Here is a 2,056-nt window from a genome sequence, read left to right on the forward strand (position 1 = left end):
GACAAGCAAGGCTTCACCCTGATCGCCCCCTACCTCAAGGTGCTGGGGGAAGAGGGCAAGATTGCCGGCGACTTCCTGATCCGCCTGCATTTCGACCACAGTCAGGAAGACTACATGGACCTGCGGGTCGGCCTGGTGGACGGCGATGGGCGCTACACCGCCAAGTACCTGCCCCAGGTGCTCAGTCCGGCGCTGGATGAATGGCTGCGCACGGCGATCCTCAAGGGCGCGGTGGATGAGGGGTTCTTCCAGTACCAGGGTTCGCTGAACCATGACGCTATCGAGGCGGCTCGCAGCATCAGCCTGTTTTTCAAGGTGCATGATGCCGAACTGGCGTTCCAGCCGGGCTGGCCGCATCTGAGCAAGATCAGTGGCGACGTGTTCGTCGAAGACAGCGGCGTACGCATTGTCGCCAGCAAAGGGCAGCTGTTGGACACCAAGGTGCGGGATGTTTTCGTCAACATTCCCCATTCCGTCGCCGGTCAGAGCATCCATATGTTCATCGACGGCAGTTTTGCCGGCGGCCTGGGGGATGGGGTGAAGATTCTGCAGGAGGCGCCGATCGGCACCGGCTCGACCTTTGCCGGCTGGCAGGGTGAGGGCGAACTGGAAGGCAAGCTGGACCTGGACATTCCCCTGGTCAAGGGTGAAGAGCCGAAGATCGTGGTGGACTTCAAGACCGACAAGGCACGTCTCAAACTCAGCGAGCCCGAGCTGGAACTGACTCAGCTCAAGGGTCATTTCCGTTTCGACAGTACCAGGGGGCTGAGTGGCGAGGGTATCAGCGCCCAGGCCTTCGATCGGCCGGTCACGGCGCAGATCTTTGCCGATGGCAAGCCAGGCAAACCCAATACCCGGGTGGTTGCCAAGGGCCAGGTTACGGTGAAGAAACTCACCGACTGGTTGAACGTCAGCCAGCCGTTGCCGGTGTCTGGCGAAGTGCCCTATCAGTTGCAACTGAACCTTGACGGTGCCGACAGCCAATTGATGGTCAGCTCCAGCCTCAAGGGCGTGGCAGTGGACCTGCCGGCGCCGTTCGGCATGGCCGCCAGCACCGGGCGTAACAGTGTGTTTCGCATGACCCTGCAAGGGGCCGAGCGGCGCTACTGGTTCAAATACGGTGAGTTGGCCGACTTCACCTTTGCGGCGCCCAGTGGCAAGTTCGCCGAGGGCCGGGGCGAATTGTTCCTCGGCGACGGTGCGGCCTTGCTGCCTCCTGGAAAAGGGCTGCGGGTACGAGGGATTCTCTCCGAGCTGGATGTGGAACCATGGAAGGCCCTGGTGGATCGCTATGCCGGGAAGGACCCGGGGGGCAGCGCCAAGCAGTTGCTCAGCAGTGCGGACTTCAAGGTCGGCAAGCTCAGCGCCTTCGGCACCACGCTGAATCAGGTCAATCTGCTGCTGAGCCGCAAACCCTCTGCCTGGGAGCTGCAGATCGACAGTCAACAGGCCAAGGGTACAGTCGGGGTTCCCGATGCCAAGGTGGCGCCGATGGTCATCGACATGGCGTACGTGCGTCTGCCGGCTGCCGACCCGGCGGCCCAGGCCGATGAAAATGCACCGGATCCTTTGGCTTCGGTGGACCCGAAGAACGTTCCACCACTGGATATTTCCATTGCCCAGCTGTTCCAAGGGCAGGACCTGATCGGCCGCTGGGCGCTCAAGGTCCGGCCGACGGCCAAGGGCATGGTCTTCAATGGCCTGGACCTGGGCCTCAAGGGCATGCAGTTGCGAGGAGAGGGCGGCTGGGAAGGCCAGGCCGGTGCCAGCAACAGTTGGTACCGTGGCCGTATTGGCGGCAAGAACCTGGCGGACGTGCTCAAGGGCTGGGGCTTTGCCCCTACCGTTACCAGTGAAGACTTTCACCTGGATGTCGACGGTCGCTGGCCGGGGTCGCCGGCCTGGGTCGGTCTGAAGCGCTTCTCCGGAAGCCTGGACGCTACCCTGCGCAAAGGCCAGTTCGTTGAAGTCGAAGGTGGTGCCCAGGCGCTGCGGGTGTTCGGCCTGCTCAACTTCAACTCCATCGGCCGGCGCCTGCGCCTGGACTTCTCCGATC

At 62.7% G+C, this 2,056-nt stretch carries 1 protein-coding gene; it reads left to right on the forward strand.

Going from position 1 to position 2,056, the window contains the following annotated elements; all coding sequences use genetic code 11:
* Positions 1-2,056 (forward strand): YhdP family protein (locus BLX41_RS36450; protein ID WP_259745255.1); only part of this gene is annotated, 2,056 nt, incomplete at both ends.

This window comes from Pseudomonas protegens, from assembly GCF_003732485.1.
GTDB lineage: Bacteria > Pseudomonadota > Gammaproteobacteria > Pseudomonadales > Pseudomonadaceae > Aquipseudomonas > Aquipseudomonas protegens_B.